We start from the raw sequence: 17,638 nt of genomic DNA, 5'->3' as shown, positions 1-17,638 counted from the left end.
CAGGATTCAGGCGAGGACGGCACCGGCGGCGAGCCGCGCCGGACCTTCGGGATCGTGCGCGGGCAGCAGGATCGTCGGCTCCTCGGCAGCGAAGCGAAGGATCGCCTGCAAGGTCGCGACCGCGGTCGCGGGATCGTTGGTGACGCCGTCGGTCTGGCCGGCGAGGAGATTGGCCTGCGAATAGGTGGCGTCGCCCGCGAGGAAATACGTGACGCCTTCGCCACGCACGATCACCGCGACATGCCCATCGACATGGCCGGGCGTCGGCACCAGCAGGATGCGGCCATCCCGCGTGAGTGCATGCGATGCCGGAAACGGCCCGACCGCGGGCCCGTCCATCACGACGAGGTCCGGCTTCAGCCAGACCGGCCAGCGCTGCGGCAGGCAGCCGGTCATCATCCCGCGCAGTCCTGTCGAGATGGCATGGTTCGCGCGCGGGCCGACGATGCGGCTTCGCGGAAAGTGGTCGAGGCCACCTGTGTGGTCATGATGGAAATGGGTGAGGATGACCGTGTCGATGTCCGTCGCGGGATCGAAACCCAACGCCAACAGCCGCGAGCCGACCTCCTCATGCGGCGCCACCCGGATCTGCACCTGCTTGTAGAAGGGATTCCAGCCCGGCAGGTAGCCCGGCACAGAATTGCGCCAGGTGTCGCCGGTATCGACGAGGAAGCGCCCTTCCGGGTGCTCGACCAGGAAGCACAGGATCGGCAGCGGCTCAACCCAGTTCGGATCGCGGAAGATGTCGATCTTCCTTCCGATACCGCCGCGCCCTTCCCGCCCTGTGCGCTGCGCGGTCTTCATCCGCGCCTTGCCCGCCTCGATCGCCGTCACCCTAATCATGCTCGCCTCTCCAAAAAGAACGGTCATTCGTTTTCTTAAACGCGATGCCTTTGCCTTGTAAAGAGGGAGCGTTCGTTTTATTTTGAAATGATGCCGAAGATTTCAGACGAGAAGCGCGCAGCCCGCAGGGCCCAGATCCTCGAAGCGGCCTGGGCCTGCTTTCAGAAGGAAGGGCTGCATGCCACGACGATGGACGACATCATCCGGGCATCGGGGCTGTCGGCTGGAGCGGTCTATTCGTATTATCCCAGCAAGGACGAGCTGATCCTGGCGGCGGTCACCACCTCGCTCTCGGGCCTGACGGCGCTGGTCGCCCCTCTCCTGCAGGCCACTCCCGCGCCGGCGCCGGCCCAGCTGCTGCAACAGATCACCACGACTATCGACGGCTTCACGGTCCGGCAAGGCTACGATCTCAAGCGCGTCGCCCTGCTCGGCTGGGCCGAGGCGCAGCGCAACGAGCGGTTGCGCGAGACGATGCGCGGCTTCTACCTCGCCTTCAGGGGGCAGCTGGAACAGGCGCTTGCCCGCTCCCCTCAGGCCGGCCAGCCGAAGCACGGGGTTTCCGGCGAGGATGCCGCGAAGGCGCTGCTTGCGATGATCGTCGGCTTCGTCGTTCAGGGCGCCTTGCTCGGCGACGTCGAGCCGGGCGATTTGTCGCGAGGACTCGCCGGGCTTGCGCCGGGACCGGGCGGCGATAGGCTGCCGTAAGCTGGACGAAGACCCGCCCTAGACCGGCCTCAATTGATCACCTAAGTCGCGGACCAGCGAGCCTTGACCGCTGCTTGCGACGAGATGACGGACGAGACATGACCACGACAGACCGCCGCCGCGTCCTGGGCGGACTTTCAGCCGCGCTTTGCCTCTCAGCAGCGCCTTCCGTCCTGCTCGCGCAGCAGCCGCGCCCCCAGCCTCAGCCGCAGGGCCAACCGCAGACGCCACCGCCCCAGAACGCCGCGCCGCAGCCCCGCTTCGGCTTCGAGGACGTCCAGCGCCGCGCCCGCGAGATCGCCGCCGTTCCCTATGAGCCGATCGCGCCGCTCCCCGAGGCGCTGGCAAAGCTCGACTACGATTCCTGGCGCGACATCCGCTTCCGCCCCGACCGGGCCTTGCTGCAGCAGAACGGCTCGCCCTTCCGCATGCAGATGTTCCATCCGGGCTTCCTCTTCACCCGTCCGGTCACGGTGAACGTCGTGCGCGACGGCGTGCCCATGCCGGTGCCCTATGCCGCGAACCTGTTCGACTACGGCAAAGTGAAGTTCGACAAGCCGCTGCCGGTCAATCTCGGCTTCGCCGGCTTCCGCCTGCACTACCCGCTCAACGACCCCCGCGTTTACGACGAGTTGATCTCCTTCATCGGCGCCAGCTATTTTCGCGTGCTCGGCCGCGGCCAGCGCTACGGTCTTTCGGCCCGCGGCCTGTCCATCGGCGCCGGCACGGCCGCCGAGGAATTCCCGGTCTTCCGCGAATTCTGGATCGAGCAGCCGGCCGCCAATGCCGAGCGCGTCGTGATCCATACCCTGCTCGACTCTCCGGCGGTAACCGGGGCCTATCGCTTCACCATCTATCCCGACCTGGACACGGTGGTGGAGGTCGCGGCGACGCTCTATCCGCGCACGACCATCGAGAAACTGGGTCTCGCGCCGCTGACCTCGATGTTCTTCACCGGCGAGAACGACCGGCGCTTCTTCGACGATTTCCGCAGCGAGTTGCACGATTCGGACGGGCTGATGATCCATTCCGGCAGCGGCGAGTGGATCTGGCGCCCGCTGCGCAATCCCAAGCAGCAGGCCGTCTCCTCCTTTGTCGAGCGCGGCATCCGCGGCTTCGGCCTGATGCAGCGCGACCGCACCTTCGAGCACTATCAGGATCTCGACCTGAACTATGAGCTGCGGCCCTCCTACTGGGTCGAGCCGCAAGGCGACTGGGGCGAGGGCGTCGTCGAACTGATCGAGCTGCCGACCACCGACGAGACCAATGACAACATCGTCGCGCTCTGGGCGCCGAAGACGCCGCTGGAGCCGGGCAAGGAATTCTCCTTCGGCTACAAGCTGATCTCGATGCTCGATTCCGGCGACCTGCATCCCGGCGGGCGCGTGGTCAACACCTACCAGGCCAAGCCGAAGGCGCTGGGCTCGGGCGAGCCGGTCACCGAGGGCTCGCGCCGCTTCATCATCGATTTCGCCGGCGGCGATCTCGACTACTATCTGAAGCAGCCGGAGAAGGTCGAGATCGTGCCGTCGATCGCCTATGGCCGGATCGACCGCGCCTTCATCGTGCCGAACCGCAAGACCGAGGGCTTCCGCGCCTTCGTAGACGTCGTCGTGGAACCGGGCCAGCTCGCCGAGATGCGTGCCTTCCTGAGAAGCGGCGGAAAGACGCTGACCGAAACCTGGAGCTATCCCTGGCGCGCCGAAGCGCAGAGATAACTGAGCAAGGCTGAGCTCAAGGAGCCTCTATCATGGACGTCGTCGAGAACCCCGGGGAGAACCGCTTCGAACTCGCGCTCGGCGGCGGCACCGCGCTCGTCGCCTATCGCCGCGACGGCGAGCGATTGGTGCTGGTCCATACCGAGGTACCCTCCCAGTTCGCCGGGCAGGGCGTCGGCTCAAAACTGGCGAAGGGCGTCTTCGAGTTGCTGCGGGCGACTGGACGCAAGGCGGTGGTGCGCTGCGAGTTCCTCACGGGCTGGATCGCGAAGCACCCCGAGTACGACGACGTCGTCGACGGCTGAGCCGCGACTTCACGAGGTCTTGCGGCCGCCCCGGCGCGCCGGCTGCTTCTTGCGGCCGTAGAGTTCGAGGCGGTGGCGGACGAGCTCATAGCCCAGCTCCGCCGCGATCCGCCGCTGCAGCTCCTCGATCGCGTCCGAGGAGAACTCGATCACCTCGCCCGAATCGACGTCGATCAGGTGGTCGTGGTGCTCCTGGTCGGCATGCTCGTAACGCGAGATGCCGTCCTCGAAGGCATGACGCTCGATTGCGCCCTGCGATTCCAGCACCTTCATCGTCCGGTAGACGGTCGAAAGCGATAGTGTCGGATCATGTGCGAAAGCGCGGGTGAAAATCCCCTTCGCATCGGGGTGATCATCGGCTTCCGCCAGCACGCGCAGGATCAACCGCCGCTGCTGCGTCATGCGCAGCCCGGCCCCTTTCAGCTGGCTCTCGAAGACGGCAATCCGCCGGTCGGTCTCGGTCATGCCTTGCCATAGCAATGCCGGCTGCCAATTGCAAAAAGGCCTAACAGAAAATCATTATCATTTGCAATATAAATGCAAACGACGCGCAATAGCATCAATCGCCACGGCGGCAACCAGCTTCGTCGGAGCGAAAGCCTTATCGCCCAAGCTCATTCGCGATCCCGGCCACAAGCTCGAACGAGCGCTTGCGCTTGTCATGATCGAAGATCGGGGCGGTGATCATGATCTCGTCCGCACCGGTCTCGCGCACGAAGGCGCCAAGCGTCCGCTTCAGCGTCTCCGGCGAGCCGATGAACGCGTAGCGCAGCATCCCGGAGACATGCGCCTTCTCGGCCGGAGACCAGTACTGCTCGATATCGTCGATCGGCGGCTGGAGCTTGCCGCGTGCGCCTCTCACCATGCCGACGAAGCGCTGCTGCAGCGAGGTCGCGAGATAGCGCGCCTCCTCATCCGTATCGGCCGCCACGACATTGATGCCGGGCATTGCATGCGGGGTCGCAAGCTGCTCGGACGGCTTGAAACGCTCGCGGTAGACCGCGAGCGCCTGCATCAGCGCATCCGGCGCGAAATGCGAGGCGAAGCTGTAGGGCAAGCCGAGCTCGGCCGCGAGCTGCGCGCCGAACAGGCTCGATCCGAGAATCCACAGGGGCACATTCAATCCCTCGCCCGGCACGGCCCGGACCGCCTGGTTCGGCCCGGCCGGAGCGAACAGCGCCTGCAATTCGAGCACATCCTGCGGGAAACTGTCCGATGACATCGGGCTGCGGCGCAACGCCCTGAGCGTGAGCTGGTCGGTCCCCGGCGCGCGGCCGAGACCGAGATCGATACGCCCCGGAAACAGCGCCTCCAGCGTGCCGAACTGCTCGGCGATGACGAGCGGCGCATGGTTCGGCAGCATGATGCCGCCGGCGCCGACGCGGATCGTGCTGGTCGCCGCAGCGAGCTGCCCGATCACCACCGAGGTCGCTGCGCTGGCGATGCCGACCATGTTGTGATGTTCGGCCACCCAGTAGCGGGTATAGCCGAGCCGCTCGGCATGATGGATCAAGTCGGTTGATTTCAGCAGCGCCTCGCGCGGCCCCTCCCCTTCGACGACGGGAACGAGATCGAGGACGGAGATCGCGACCATGACGGCCCCTGCTGGCTGGTACCGGAGGAAATCCGGCGGGAAGGCTAGGCTTCACCAGATGGGAAGGCTCGGCAGCACGGTCCAGAGGGAGCCCAGCTTCGTCATGGCGCGCCTGCGCTGGCGTTCTGGCGGAACGGGCTCGGCCCAGCCGCGTTTCCTGTTCGAGACAGCCACACCGAAGGGAGCGACCATGACCGCCACAGCCAACCCCGCCAGGGAAAGCCTGCGTCAGGAACAGAAGGAGCAACGCAAGGCCGCGCGCGAGCACGGCAAGGATGCCGAGCTCAACCGGGCGCTGAAGGATACCTTTCCGGCCAGCGACCCGGTCGCGACGCAGACGCCGATCAAGCCCGGCGCCAAGACCAAGAAGGCCTGAGGCTCAGTCGCGCTGGTAGAGCAGACGAGCGCGGATCGTGCCGTCGAGGACGCGGATTTCGCGCAGGATGTCGCGCGCCTCGTTGCTCGACACGCCGTCCGCCTCCATCACGACGTAACCGACCTCGCCATCGGTCTGGTAGTTCTGCGCCGCGATATTGACCTGCCGGCTGGCGAAGACGTCGTTCAACCGCCGCAGCATGCCCGGCACGTTGCGCTGGACATGGATGAAGCGGGTGCCGATCGGGCGCGCCGGCAATTGCACCTGCGGGAAATTCACCGCGCCGACCGTCGAGCCGACATCGGAATAATCGACGAGCTTGCGCGCCACCTCGGCGCCGATGCGCTCTTGCGCCTCCTCGGTCGAGCCGCCGATATGCGGGGTCAGGATCACGTTGGAGAGGCCCTGCAGCGGCGTGACGAAGCGCTCGGCATTCGAGGCCGGCTCGACCGGAAAGACATCGACGGCCGCCCCTGCCAGATGGCCGCTCTTCAGCGCCGCCGCGACCGCATCGAGATCGACGACGGTGCCGCGCGAATTATTGATGAGATAGGCGCCGTTCTTCATCGCCGCGATCTGCGCCGCGCCGATCATGCCCGCGGTCTGCGCCGTCTCCGGCACATGCAGCGAGACGATATCGGCGGCGCCGAGCAGGGCGTTGAGGCTGACGGTCGGCTCGGTATTGCCGTGGCGCAGACGGTCGGTGTGATCGTAATAGATCACACGCATGCCCATCGCCTCAGCCAGCGTCGAGAGCTGGCTGCCGATATTGCCGTAGCCGACGATGCCAAGCGTCTTGCCGCGCACCTCGAAGGAGCCGTTGGCCGACTTGTCCCAGCCCCCCTGATGCGCGTCGCGCGAACGGTCCGGAATGCGCCGGAGCAGCATGACGATCTCGCCGATGGTGAGCTCGGCGACGCTGCGCGTGTTCGAGAACGGCGCGTTGAAAACCGGCACGCCGCGCAGGCGCGCAGCTTCCAGATCGACCTGGTTCGTGCCCACCGAGAAGCAGCCGACGGCGAAGAGCCGGTCGGCGCCGGCGAAGATTTCCGGCGTCAGCTGCGTGCGCGAGCGGATGCCGAGCACATGCACGCCCCGGATCGCCTTGAGCAGTGCCTCGCGGTCGAGCGCCTTCGGCAGCCTTTCGAGATTGCTGTAGCCGGCCTGCTCCAGCAGTTCGACGGCGGAATCGTTGATACCTTCCAGCAGCAGGACCTTGATGCGGTCCTTCGGAAGGGAAAGGCGTTCGCTGGCGGTGGTCATGGAGGTCACGCTCATGGAGGAGCGGTTGCTATAGTCCCCGCAACGCGGGAGGCCAACGCCCTGAACGCAACGCTGCTACGAAAAACCGCGCAGCGGATGCAAAAAGCTCATGGCGACGTTCAGGCCCTCTCGACGATAAGCGTCGAGCCTTCGACCCTGACGACCTTGACCTCGGCCCCCGCCAGCAGCTCCGGGCCAACGATGCGCCAGGACGAATCGCCGACGCGCACGCGCCCCTCGCCGCCCGCCATGGTCGTCTCCAGCCGGAAGACCTTGCCGATGAGCTGGCGGCCGCGATCGTTGAGCCCGGTCGCTGCGTCCGGCTCTTCGGCCTTGCGGCGCGTGAGCAACCGTCCCGCGGCGACGCAGGCGATCGCAAGAATCGCAAAGACGATACAGGCCGCCTGCCAACCGAGCCCGAAGAGACCGACCACCGCGCCCGTAACGAGCGCCGCCAATCCGAGCCAGATCAGGAAGACGCCCGGCGCCAGCATCTCGCCGCCGATCAGGACGAGCCCGAGAATGGCCCAGCTCCAGCCGCCCAGATTCGCAAGTCCTTCGAGCACGTCGGCCTCCGCTCAGGCGCCCGGACGGCCGGAGGTGGGCACCGAGCCGGCCCCGCCCTGGCGCCGCGCCGTCGCATCCTCGCCGAACACCGCTTTGGTGAGCTGGGCTATGCCCCCGACCGTGCCCGCCAGCGAGGCGGCCTCGATCGGCACGATCACGACCTTGCTGTTATGGCTCGACGCGATCGATTTCAGCGCATCGGTGTAGCGTTCGGCGATCAGGAAGTTCGCGGCCTGAATATCACCACGGCTGATCGCCTCCGAGACCATCGCGGTGGCGTTCGCCTCGGCCTGCGCCAAGCGCTCGCGCGCCTCGGCATCGCGCAAGGCCGCTTCCTTGCGGCCCTCGGCGGCGAGAATCTGCGACTGCTTCTGGCCTTCGGCCTTCAGGATCTCCGCCTGCCGCAGACCCTCGGCTTCGAGCACGGCAGCGCGTTTCTCGCGCTCGGCCTTCATCTGCCGGTTCATCGCGCCAGCGATATCGGCGGGCGGCAGGATATCCCTGATCTCGATGCGCGTGACCTTGACGCCCCAGGGCGACGCCGCCGCGTCCATCACCCGCAGCAGCCGTTCATTGATCTCGTCGCGATGCGACAGGAGCTGGTCGAGGTCCATCGAGCCGACGACGGTGCGGATATTGGTCATCGTCAGGACCATCAGCGCGTCGTTGAGCGAGGCGACCTCGTAGCAGGCCTTGGCGGCGTCGAGCACCTGGAAGAAGGCGGCGGCATCGATGCGCACGCCGGCATTGTCCTTGGTGATCGCCTCCTGCGAGGGAATGTCGAGCACCTGCTCCATGACATTCACCTTGTGGCCGATGCGGTCGACCCAGGGCCAGATCAGCCCGAGGCCGGCGCCCAGCGTGCGCGAATAACGGCCGAAGCGCTCGACGGTATAATTATAGCCCTGCGGAACGGTGCGGACGCCGAGGCCGATCGCCATGACGATCACCACGACGATGACGATCACGGAGATATTCAAGCCCGACAAATCCATCGCGTCCCCCAGCGGCGCGGCGCGCCGTCCTGCTCATGCAGTCCTCAAACTGGCGTCTGCGGGGGCCGTATGCAAGCGCGGGTAGCGCAGGGCGAGCCAGCCGCAACGGCGGCCCGCCCCGAAACCGGCGTCAGCTCTGCGTCGCGCCGATATTGCAGCGCGCCAGCATGCGCGACGCCGCGGTCACGCCCGCGAGCGAGAACTGATAGGTCGTAACGTTGCCCCGCAGCGAGCGCGCTTCGAGCGTCATCGTGCTGCCGGCGCGCATCGCGGCCAGCAGGGCCGGCTCCCGTTCCAACCGTTCGAGCCAGGCATTACTGCCCTCGGTCAGCATGCGGAAGCTGTCATCGCCGATCGTGACGGTGACGACCGAGTCCCGGGCGAAATCATAGCCCGTCTGGAAGCTTGATTCCGTATTCGAGGCCTTGTCGCCGGTCTGGACGAAGAAGAAGACTTCGCCATGACGCAAGTTCGACGGCTCCTCCGACGAAGGTTTGCTCATGATGAAGCAACGCGCCAGATCGCCCTTTGCGTAAGTCGCGGCACTCCAGTCGCCGAACTGACCTAACGATGTGGGCCCCGCCGCCTGTACGCCCGTGCCCGCCAAGATGGTGAGGCAGGCTGCCGAAAGCGCTGTCTTGAACATGGTCTCATCTCCTTTCATCGCGGCCAACTTGGAAAGGAGAGTGTTACCGAGGCGTAAATAGGGCTGGGATAATTGATGCGTCGATCCGGCGCAGGACCGTCCCAATCGACCACCAAGCCCCAAAACGACGATGCCCGGCGCAGGGCCGGGCATCGAACGCATTCAGGAAGGCAGTGCCTCAGGCGAACTGGCCGTGGCAGTGCTTGAACTTCTTGCCGGAGCCGCAAGGGCAGGGCTCGTTGCGGCCGACCTTGCCCCAGCTCTCGGGGTCTTCCGGGTTGCGGTCGAGCACGGCGGTATCGGCATCGGTCGCCGCGTACTGAATACCGGTCGCGCCGTAGTCGCCGAAGCCGGAGCCCGCGCCGTCCTGCGCCTGCGCCGGCGCCTGGTCCTCGGGCTGATCGAAGCGCACCTCGATGCGCGAGAGATGGCCGGTGACCTGCTGGCGCAGATGCCCGATCAGCCCGTCGAACAGCTCGAAGGCCTCCTGCTTGTACTCCTGCAGCGGGTCGCGCTGAGCGAGGCCACGCCAGCCGATGACCTGGCGGAGATGGTCGAGCGTGACCAGATGCTCGCGCCAGAGATGGTCGAGCGACTGCAGCAGAACCTGCTTCTCGACATAGGTCATGACCTCGTCGGTATTGCGCTCAATGCGGCCGGCATAATCCTCGTCGGCGAGCTTGCGGATGCGTTCGCGGATCTCGCTGTCGGCGATGCCCTCTTCCTTGGCCCAGTCCTCGATCGGCAGGTCGAGGTTGAGATGCTGGATCACCTCCTGCTTGAGGCCGGCGCTGTCCCACTGCTCGGGATAGGCCTCCTCGGGGATGTGGCGTGCGACGACATCCTCGACCACGCCATGGCGCATGTCGTCGATTGTCTCGCGTACGCTTGCCTGGCGCATGAAGTCGCGGCGCTGCTCGAACACGACCTTGCGCTGGTCGTTCATGACGTCGTCGTATTTCAGGATGTTCTTGCGGATGTCGAAATTGCGCGCCTCGACCTTGCCCTGCGCCTTCTCGACCGCCTTGTTGATCCAGGGATGGACGATCGCCTCGTCCTCCTTGAGGCCGAGCTTGGTCAGCATGCCGTCCATCCGGTCGGAACCGAAGATACGCATCAGGTCGTCCTGCAGCGACAGGAAGAACTTCGAGCGGCCCGGATCGCCCTGGCGGCCGGCGCGGCCACGCAGCTGGTTGTCGATGCGCCGGCTCTCGTGGCGCTCGGTGCCGACGATGTAGAGGCCGCCGGACTTGAGCACGCGCTGCTTGAACTCCGCCACCTCGGCGCGGATGGCGGCGGCCTTGGCGTCGCGCTCCGGACCTTCCTCCATGCCGGCGAGGTCGTGGGAAATCCGCATCTCGGCATTGCCGCCGAGCTGGATGTCGGTGCCGCGGCCGGCCATGTTGGTGGCGATGGTGATCGCGCCGGGCACGCCGGCCTGCGCGACGATATAGGCTTCCTGCTCGTGGAAGCGGGCATTCAGCACGGCGAAGGCCTTGATGGTCTTGCCCTCGCGCGCCGCCTGGTAGATCGGCTCCAGCGCCTTGGGATCGGTGAAGTCGAGCAGCTTGTAGCCCTCCTTCTCCAGCATCTCGGCGATCAGCTCCGAGCGCTCGATCGAGGTGGTGCCGACCAGCAGCGGCTGGCCGTTGGCCTGCGCGGCCTGAATCTCGCGGATCACGCCGCGCACCTTCTCCTCGAAGGTGCGGTAGACCTCGTCATCCTCGTCCTTGCGGGCGATCGGAACATTGGTCGGGATCTCGACGACCTCGAGCTTGTAGATCTGGAAGAACTCGTCCGCCTCGGTCGCCGCCGTGCCGGTCATGCCGGCGAGCTTCTTGTAGAGGCGGAAATAGTTCTGGAAGGTGATCGAGGCCAGCGTCGCGTTCTCGGGCTGGACCGTAACGTGCTCCTTGGCTTCCAGCGCCTGGTGCAGGCCTTCCGAATAGCGCCGGCCCGGCATCATGCGGCCGGTGAACTCGTCGATGATCACGACCTCGTCGCCGCGGACGATATAATCCTTGTCGCGGGTGAACAGCGTGTGGGCCCGCAGCGCCTGGTTGACGTGGTGGACCAGCGTGACGTTGTGGGCGTCGTAGAGGTCGCCCTCGTTGAGCAGGCCGGCCTCCCGCAGCAACTCCTCGATATGCTCGTTGCCAGCCTCGGTCAGCGCCACCGTGCGCTGCTTCTCGTCGACCTCGTAATCGGCCGGGATGAGGCCGGGCAACACCTTGTCGATCGAGACATAGAGTTCCGACTTGTCGTCGAGCGGGCCGGAGATGATCAGCGGGGTGCGGGCTTCATCGACCAGGATCGAGTCGACTTCGTCGACGATCGCGAAATGATGGCCGCGCTGGCTCATCTGCGCGACGTCGTACTTCATGTTGTCGCGGAGATAGTCGAAGCCGAACTCGTTGTTCGTGCCGTAGGTGATGTCGCAGGCATAGGCGCGCTGGCGCTCCTCGTCGTCGAGGCCGTGCACGATGATGCCGACGGTCAGGCCGAGGAAATTGTAGAGCTTCGCCATCCACTCGGCGTCGCGCCGGGCGAGGTAGTCGTTGACGGTGACGACATGGACGCCCTTGCCTTCGAGGGCGTTGAGGTAAGTCGGCAGGGTCGCGACCAGCGTCTTGCCTTCGCCGGTCTTCATTTCGGCGATGGCGCCCTCGTGCAGCACCATGCCGCCGATGAGCTGGACGTCGTAGGGCCGCTGGCCGAGCACGCGCTTGGCAGCCTCGCGCACCGTGGCGAAGGCCGGGACCAGCAGGTCGTCGAGCTTCTTACCCTCCGCGATCTGCTTCTTGAACTCTTCGGTCCGTGCCTTCAGGGCCTCGTCGCTCAGCGCGGCGATCTCTTTCTCCAGCGCGTTGATCGCGGCGACGCGGGGCTGGTAGCCCTTGACGCGGCGGTCATTCGACGAGCCGAAGAGTTTCTTTGCGAGCGCGCCAAGCATGTTGGGCCTTTCAGGTGATGCGTTGAGCCCCCGGCCGGCGCGTAATCGCTTGTCGCGCGCGAACCGGAGGTTCGGTATTCTCGAAATTGCGACCGCGTGTTTAGACGCGAGCGCGGGCAGGGTCCAGCGTGCGTTTCGACCAATAGGCAGCGAAACGGCAAGTGAATTCGGCTCCCGATGTGGGGTTTTTCCGCCCCGCTTCCAAGAGCCTCGGCCAAGATCATCGGACGCTGCGGCATCCGGGCCCGCGCAAAGCGGCGTGATCGCCGGCCGCAATCGCCTGAACCGCCTTGCCTTTGCCGCGTTCATCGGGCAGTGCAGCCGTCAAACCGCCTCGGTTTTCGCGAAAGGCCGTCATTCATGAACTCAGCCCGTTTCATCGCCGTCCTCGGCTTCGCGCTGCTGGCGGGCCCGGCCTTCGCCCAGGCCGACAAGGTCGTCGCCAAGGTCGACGGCATCGCCATCACCGAGAAGGACATCCAGCTCGCGAGCGAGGATCTCGGCGAGCGCCTCGCCCAGCTCCCCGAGGAACGCAAGCGCGACGAAGTCATCAACTATCTCGTCGACCTCAAGCTCGGCGCCAAGGCCGCGGCCGAGGCCAAGATCGGCGACACCCCCGATTTCGCCGCCCGCCTCGCCTATTACCGCGAGAAGGTGCTGCTCGACGAATACCTGACCCGCGAGGGCAAGAAGGCCGTCACCCCTGAGGCAGCCAAGAAGCTCTTCGACGACACCACCAAGGCGATGACGCCCGAGGAAGAGGCCCATGCCCGCCACATCCTCGTCGAGGACGAAGCGCAGGCCAAGGCTGCGGTCGAGCGCCTGAAGAAGGGCGAGGACTTTGCCAAGGTCGCGGCCGAACTCTCCAAGGACCCGGGCTCGGGCAAGGAGGGCGGCGATCTCGGCTGGTTCACCAAGGACCGCATGGTGCCGGAATTCGCCGAAGCCGCCTTCAAGCTGAAGAAGGGCGAGGTTTCCGAGCCGGTGAAGAGCCAGTTCGGCTGGCATATCATCAAGCTTGAGGACAAGCGCTCGAAGCCGCTGCCGGATTTCGCCGCGGTGAAGCCGCAGATCGACCAGTATCTCGAGCGCAAGGCCCAGCAGGACCTCGTTCTCGCCATGCGCGAGAAAGCCAAGGTCGAGCGTCTCGACAAGCCGGCCGCGGATGCCGCCAAGCCGGCCGAGCCGAAGAAGAACTGAGCGCTTCGCTCCGTCTCACGCGATTTTGGAGGGCGGCCCTTGCGGCCGCCCTTCTTGTTTTCGTCATCGGCCTGCGGCAGAGGGGCTCTCGAACGAGACGCGCTGCCTGGCGATAAGGACGATTCGCCGGTCCTCCAGCAGCGCTCCGCAGGAGGAAGCCCGATGGCCGGCAAGGATGTCCCCGTTTCCCCGCTCGCGCCGAAGCGCCAGCCCAAGGTTCCGCCGATCCCGGGCGTGCGCTTCGCCACCGCCGAGGCCGGCATCCGCTACAAGGGCCGCCAGGACGTCTGGTTCGCGCTGCTCGACGAGGGCACGCAGGTTGCCGGCGTCTTCACCCGCTCGAAATGCCCCTCTGCCCCGGTCGACTGGTGCCGCGAGAACCTGAAGCAGGGTTCGGCCCGCGCCGTCGTCGTCAATTCCGGCAATGCCAACGCCTTCACCGGCCTGAAGGGCCGTGACGCGGTCAAGCTCACCGCCGAGATTGCCGCCAAGGCTGCCGGCTGCAAGCCCCACGAGGTCTTCATCGCCTCCACCGGCGTGATCGGCGAGCCGCTCGACGCGACCAAGTTCAAGGGCGTGCTCGACGAATGCGCCAGGCGCGCCGCCGACGGCCCCTGGATCGACGCCGCCCGCGCGATCATGACCACCGACACCTTCCCGAAGGCGCTGACCCGCAAGGCCAGGATCGACGGCAAGGAGGTCGTGATCGCCGGCATCGCCAAGGGCGCCGGCATGATCGCGCCGGACATGGCGACGATGCTCTCCTTCGTCTTCACCGACGCGCCGATCGCGGCCTCTGTGCTCCAGGCCCTGCTCTCCAAGGGCGTGAAGGGCTCGTTCAACGCGGTCACGGTCGACAGCGACACCTCGACCTCCGACACGCTGATGCTCTTCGCCACCGGCAAGGCGGCGGCGCGCGGCGTGCCGGCCATCACCGAGGTCAACGACAGCAGGCTTTCCGGCTTCAAGCGCGCGCTGAATGCGATCCTGCTCGAACTCTCGCATCTCGTCTGCAAGGACGGCGAAGGCGCCCGGAAATTCGTCGAGGTGCGCGTCACCGGCGCGGCATCCGCCCGCTCGGCCAAGCGCGTCGCGCTCTCCATCGCCAATTCACCGCTGGTCAAGACCGCCATCGCCGGCGAGGACGCCAATTGGGGCCGCGTCGTCATGGCCGTCGGCAAGGCCGGCGAGCCCGCCGACCGCGACAGGCTCGATATCGGCTTCGGCGACATCGTCGTGGCGAAGCAGGGCGCGCGCGCGCCGTCCTATGACGAGCAGGCGGTCTCCGACTACATGAAGGGCGACAATATCGTCATCACCGCCGATCTCGGGCTGGGACGCGGCAAGGCCACGGTCTGGACCTGCGACCTGACCAAGGCCTATGTCGAGATCAATGGTGACTACCGCTCCTGAGGCTTCGGCCGCGCCCGAGCCGAGCCGCGGCTTCATCGCCACCCATCTGCTCGTCACGGCCTTCTTCTGGGGCTCCAGCTTCCTGTTCATCAAGCTGATGGCCGGACAGGTCTCGCCCTTCGCCATCGCGGCGGGGCGCGGCCTGCTCGGCGCGGTCTCGCTTTCGCTCTGGCTGCGCTGGCTCGGCCAGAGCCCGTTGCCGCGCCGCCACGAGATCCGCCACTGGCTGATCCTGGGCGCGACCAATGGCTGGATCCCCAATATCCTGATCGCCTACGCCCTGATCCAGCTCGCCAGCGGCCCGGCCGCGATGATCCAGGCGGCGGGGCCGCTGATCACCGCCATCGTCGCGCATCTGATCTTCGCCGAGGAGCGGCTGAGCGGGCGTCGCCTCGTCGGCATCCTGATCGGCTTGGCCGGCGTTGCCCTGCTGATCGGCCCGCGCCTGTTCGAGGGCGGCGGCACCGCGCTCAGCGTGCTGGCCATGGTCGCGACCATGCTGAGCTATGCGACCGGCAATATCTATGTCCGCGCGGTGCCGGCCCCGGCCGGCGACCCGATGCGCCTCGCGCTCGGCCAGCAGGTCGTCTCCGGGTTCAGCGCTTCGCTCCTGGCACTGGCCTTCGCCGGGCCGGCCGCCTTCCTGCCCCTGCGCGATCACTGGCTTGCTTTGCTGGCGCTCGGCATCTTCTGCACGGCCATCCCGATGACAGTCTTCATGCGCCTGATCCGGGCCGCCGGCCCGACGCGCGCGGCGATGACCGGCTATCTCGTGCCGACCGTCGCCGCCGCCATGGGCGTGCTCGTCCTCGGCGAAACGCTGGAGTTGCGGCAGATCGCCGCCGGCTGCATCATCCTGATCGGCGTCTTCCTCGTGACGATGGCGCCGCGTCGGGTGGGGGCTGCATGAGGATCGGGGTTGTCGCGGCAGCCGTATTGGCCGCCGGCATCATGACGGGCTGCGTCGAGCGCAAGCCCGCGACCGTCGCCTTCTCCACGGAGGAAGCGGCCTTCATCAAGAAGACTGGCACGGGCGTCATCACCGGCCATGCCTTCCGCACCAAGCCGAGTGGCGTGGTCGTCAATGCCGCCGGACAGGTCGTCCGCCTCATTCCCGATACCGCGTTCGCGCGCGAGCGCTTCGCCAATTTCTACGGCAAGGCCAAATACGTTCCTCACAGCGCCTATCCGCGCGACGACAACGCCGACCCCGCCTATTCCGAATACACCCGCACGACAAAGGCCGAAGCCAATGGCCGCTTCGCCTTCGAGAAGGTCGCCCCCGGCAGCTATTTCCTGACGACGCAGGTGATCTGGGGCGAGGAAACCGCCTTCACCCGCGAGGGCGGCTCGGTCTATGACAGCGTCACGCTGACGGGCAAGGAGACCGAGCCCGTCCAGGTCATCCTCTCCGGCAACTGAGTTCCCCTGTGAAGCTGCTCCTCGTCGTCGCCTGCGCCCTGATCGATGCCGACAACCGCGTCCTCGTCACGCAGCGCCCGGAAGGCAAGGCACTGGCCGGCCTGTGGGAATTCCCCGGGGGCAAGCTCGAGGCCGGCGAGCGGCCGGAGCCCGCGCTGATCCGCGAGCTGTCCGAGGAACTCGGCATCACCGTGAAGGAGGACTGCCTCGCGCCGCTCACCTTCGCGAGCTACGCCTATCCCGAGTTCCACCTGCTGATGCCGCTCTATATCTGCCGGCGCTGGCAGGGCACCGCGATGTCCCGCGAGGGCCAGGCGCTGAAATGGGTCCGCCCCGGTAAATTGCGCGATCTCGCCATGCCGCCCGCCGACGAGCCGCTCATTCCGCCGCTGATCGACCTTCTGGGAGCGTGATCGCCTGCTCCAGGGCGAACGCCGCAGCCTGCCCCTCGTCGAGCGCGAGCTGGAAGCGCTCGAAGCGCTGCAGCTCCTCCTCGATCGCCAGCTTCAGCTCCGGCGTCTCGCAGCCCTCCAGCCAGGTCCATTGCTGCATCAGGAGCTTGCCGGCCGCCCGGTCGGTCTTGAGGTCGAGCACCGCGACGACGCGCTCGCCAGCCAGCACCGGCAGGCCGAAATAGCCGTAGACCCGCTTCTCCTTCGGCAGATAGGCCTCGAAGACATGGGCATAGTCGAGGAAGAGCTTGGCCCGCTTGCGCTGGATCATCAGCGGGTCGAAAGGCGAGAGGATATGGATCAGCGTCTCATCCGGTGCGGCGAGCGGCTCCAGCACGGCGGGTGAGGCCCAGTGCTGCGTCTTGCCGGCGCCCTCGACGGCGACCGGAACCAACTCCTTGCGCTTGACGCGGGCGGCGATCAGCTCGGACACGGCCTTCTTCGAGGGCGCGTCGAGATGGCAGATCGAATCGAGGCTGACCAGCCCCTGCGCGGTCAGCGCCCTGTCGAGCAGATAGGCGGTGATCTGCCGCTCGCTCGCCGGCACCGGCTTCTTCTCCCACTGGAAGTGCCGGTCGAAGAGTTCATAGGTCTTGACCATGCCGGCACGCGCCGAGATCGCCAGCTCACCATCGTAAAAGGCCCGCTCCAGCAAGCCCTTGGACGGCTTCTTGCTCGCCCAGAGATGCGCCTTCTCGATCAGCTCTTCCTCGATGTCGCGGATCGACAGCGCTCCGTCCTTGCGGATGCGGCGGAGCAGCTTGCGCGTCTCCTCGCGGGCACCGACTGCCGACCAGCGCTTCGGCTCCTCGCGATGCGCCTTCATCGCCGGCAGGAAATAGCGGATGTCGCGGGATGGAACGTAAGCCAGCGCATGCGTCCAATATTCGAAGACGCTCTTCCCGACCGATTGCAGGTGGGCGAGGTCGGCCCGGCGATAGGCCGGGATGCGGGCATAGAGGATATGGTGATGACAGCGCTCGATCACGTTGATCGTGTCGATCTGGACATAGCCGAGATGCTCGATCGCGGCCCGCGCCGCTTCGGGGCCCGCGCCGAAAGGATCACGCCGGTCCAGCCGCTGGGCCTGAAGCCAGATGCGGCGGGCATGTTCGGCGGTGACGGAGATCGGCTTGCGTGGACGCGGAGGCATGAGCGCAAGCTAGTCGCGCCGAGGGCTTCG

At 66.4% G+C, this 17,638-nt stretch carries 18 protein-coding genes; 9 read left to right on the top strand and 9 right to left on the bottom strand.

What is annotated here, in order from left to right; all coding sequences use genetic code 11:
- Positions 1-6: 6 nt before the first annotated feature.
- Positions 7-843, bottom strand: a complete 837-nt coding sequence (locus tag NUV79_RS13380) for an N-acyl homoserine lactonase family protein (protein WP_257733577.1) — start codon at positions 841-843, stop codon at positions 7-9.
- Positions 844-933: 90 nt separating this feature from the next.
- Between NUV79_RS13380 and NUV79_RS13375 the strand changes: the two genes are divergently transcribed.
- From NUV79_RS13375 to NUV79_RS13365, 3 genes are all read left to right on the top strand, one after another.
- Entirely contained in the window at positions 934-1,551 is a 618-nt protein-coding gene (locus NUV79_RS13375) for a TetR/AcrR family transcriptional regulator (protein ID WP_257733576.1), read from the top strand.
- 98 nt (positions 1,552-1,649) lie between these two features.
- Positions 1,650-3,269, top strand: coding sequence for an OpgD/OpgG family glucan biosynthesis protein (locus NUV79_RS13370; protein ID WP_257733575.1), 1,620 nt, complete (start codon positions 1,650-1,652; stop codon positions 3,267-3,269).
- Between the two features lie 32 nt (positions 3,270-3,301).
- Complete coding sequence (locus tag NUV79_RS13365) at positions 3,302-3,574, top strand: GNAT family N-acetyltransferase (RefSeq protein WP_257733574.1); 273 nt, start codon at positions 3,302-3,304, stop codon at positions 3,572-3,574.
- A gap of 9 nt (positions 3,575-3,583) precedes the next feature.
- Here NUV79_RS13365 and NUV79_RS13360 read toward each other — a convergent pair whose 3' ends face one another.
- Both NUV79_RS13360 and NUV79_RS13355 read right to left on the bottom strand, forming a co-directional pair.
- Positions 3,584-4,039, bottom strand: a complete 456-nt coding sequence (locus NUV79_RS13360) for a Fur family transcriptional regulator (protein ID WP_257733573.1) — start codon at positions 4,037-4,039, stop codon at positions 3,584-3,586.
- Positions 4,040-4,175: 136 nt separating this feature from the next.
- Positions 4,176-5,168, bottom strand: coding sequence for an LLM class flavin-dependent oxidoreductase (locus NUV79_RS13355; protein WP_257733572.1), 993 nt, complete (start codon positions 5,166-5,168; stop codon positions 4,176-4,178).
- Between NUV79_RS13355 and NUV79_RS13350 the strand changes: the two genes are divergently transcribed.
- A complete protein-coding gene (locus NUV79_RS13350; RefSeq protein WP_257733649.1) occupies positions 5,167-5,544 on the top strand; it encodes a hypothetical protein in 378 nt (125 codons plus the stop codon). The two genes, NUV79_RS13355 and NUV79_RS13350, sit on opposite strands and share 2 nt — an antisense overlap.
- A 3-nt stretch (positions 5,545-5,547) precedes the next feature.
- Here the strand turns inward: NUV79_RS13350 and serA are convergent, their stop codons facing one another.
- The 5 genes from serA to secA all read right to left on the bottom strand — a co-directional run bounded on the left by serA (position 5,548) and on the right by secA (position 11,968).
- Positions 5,548-6,807: a phosphoglycerate dehydrogenase gene (gene serA, locus NUV79_RS13345; protein WP_257733571.1), complete on the bottom strand. Its 1,260-nt coding sequence runs from the start codon at positions 6,805-6,807 to the stop codon at positions 5,548-5,550.
- 119 nt (positions 6,808-6,926) lie between these two features.
- Positions 6,927-7,373, bottom strand: coding sequence for an NfeD family protein (locus NUV79_RS13340; protein WP_257733570.1), 447 nt, complete (start codon positions 7,371-7,373; stop codon positions 6,927-6,929).
- Between the two features lie 12 nt (positions 7,374-7,385).
- Positions 7,386-8,369, bottom strand: a complete 984-nt coding sequence (locus NUV79_RS13335) for an SPFH domain-containing protein (protein ID WP_257733569.1) — start codon at positions 8,367-8,369, stop codon at positions 7,386-7,388.
- A gap of 130 nt (positions 8,370-8,499) precedes the next feature.
- Positions 8,500-9,015, bottom strand: coding sequence for an invasion associated locus B family protein (locus NUV79_RS13330; RefSeq protein ID WP_257733568.1), 516 nt, complete (start codon positions 9,013-9,015; stop codon positions 8,500-8,502).
- A gap of 178 nt (positions 9,016-9,193) precedes the next feature.
- Entirely contained in the window at positions 9,194-11,968 is a 2,775-nt protein-coding gene (gene secA, locus NUV79_RS13325; RefSeq protein ID WP_257733567.1) for a preprotein translocase subunit SecA, read from the bottom strand.
- Positions 11,969-12,328: 360 nt separating this feature from the next.
- Here secA and NUV79_RS13320 point away from each other — a divergent pair, with 360 nt between their 5' ends.
- From NUV79_RS13320 to mutT, 5 genes are all read left to right on the top strand, one after another.
- Positions 12,329-13,168 carry a peptidylprolyl isomerase gene (locus tag NUV79_RS13320; protein ID WP_257733566.1) on the top strand — a complete coding sequence of 280 codons (840 nt, stop codon included), beginning with the start codon at positions 12,329-12,331 and terminating at the stop codon, positions 13,166-13,168.
- Between the two features lie 162 nt (positions 13,169-13,330).
- A complete protein-coding gene (gene argJ / locus NUV79_RS13315) occupies positions 13,331-14,581 on the top strand; it encodes a bifunctional glutamate N-acetyltransferase/amino-acid acetyltransferase ArgJ (RefSeq protein ID WP_257733565.1) in 1,251 nt (416 codons plus the stop codon).
- A complete protein-coding gene (locus tag NUV79_RS13310; protein ID WP_257733564.1) occupies positions 14,565-15,491 on the top strand; it encodes a DMT family transporter in 927 nt (308 codons plus the stop codon). Before argJ ends, NUV79_RS13310 begins: the two co-directional genes overlap by 17 nt.
- The gene (locus tag NUV79_RS13305; protein WP_257733563.1) at positions 15,488-16,003 is read left to right on the top strand and encodes a carboxypeptidase regulatory-like domain-containing protein; all 516 of its coding nucleotides are present in this window, start codon (positions 15,488-15,490) and stop codon (positions 16,001-16,003) included. Before NUV79_RS13310 ends, NUV79_RS13305 begins: the two co-directional genes overlap by 4 nt.
- Positions 16,000-16,416: an 8-oxo-dGTP diphosphatase MutT gene (gene mutT / locus NUV79_RS13300; protein WP_257733645.1), complete on the top strand. Its 417-nt coding sequence runs from the start codon at positions 16,000-16,002 to the stop codon at positions 16,414-16,416. The genes NUV79_RS13305 and mutT overlap by 4 nt, the downstream gene beginning before the upstream one ends.
- Here mutT and NUV79_RS13295 read toward each other — a convergent pair.
- Positions 16,382-17,608, bottom strand: a complete 1,227-nt coding sequence (locus tag NUV79_RS13295; protein WP_257733562.1) for a winged helix-turn-helix domain-containing protein — start codon at positions 17,606-17,608, stop codon at positions 16,382-16,384. The two genes, mutT and NUV79_RS13295, sit on opposite strands and share 35 nt — an antisense overlap.
- Between the last annotated feature and the right edge of the window lie 30 nt (positions 17,609-17,638).

Origin of the sequence: Allobosea sp. 47.2.35 (assembly GCF_024655635.1) — a bacterium.
Lineage (GTDB): Bacteria > Pseudomonadota > Alphaproteobacteria > Rhizobiales > Beijerinckiaceae > Allobosea.
Note: the sequence above shows the minus strand (reverse complement) of the source record. Positions and strands in the feature narration are given on the sequence as shown.